Source organism: Pseudomonas sp. MD330_10 (genome assembly GCF_042610415.1).
In the GTDB taxonomy this organism is placed as follows: Bacteria; Pseudomonadota; Gammaproteobacteria; order Pseudomonadales; family Pseudomonadaceae; genus Aquipseudomonas; species Aquipseudomonas rhodesiae.
The window spans coordinates 1-244 of the sequence record NZ_JBHGZU010000125.1 but is presented as its reverse complement, the minus strand read 5'-3'; the positions used below and the strand labels follow the sequence as shown (position 1 = coordinate 244).

The following is a 244-nucleotide window of genomic DNA, read 5'->3' as shown; positions in this document are numbered from 1 at the left end:
AGCATAGCTAGTCGCTCAGGGTTTGCTGGACGCCGACGCTTGCGTTCGTCCGCTATCCCAGCCGCCGCCCAGGGCCAGGATCAGGTCGATCTGGCTCATGGCGACCTGAGTGTTGGCCGCCGCCTGTTGGGCACGCATTTCGGTGTAAGTGCGCGTGGCCTGATGGTCGGCCAGGAACGAGGCGCGTCCGGCCTGGAAGAAGCGGTGGGTCTGGTACGCTGCCTGCTGCGCCGATTGCTCGGCC

At 66.4% G+C, this 244-nt stretch carries 1 pseudogene; it reads right to left on the bottom strand.

What is annotated here, in order from left to right:
- Positions 1-15 precede the first annotated feature (15 nt).
- Positions 16-244 (bottom strand): annotated as a pseudogene (locus ACFZPT_RS26865) (TolC family protein); the annotation flags it as partial.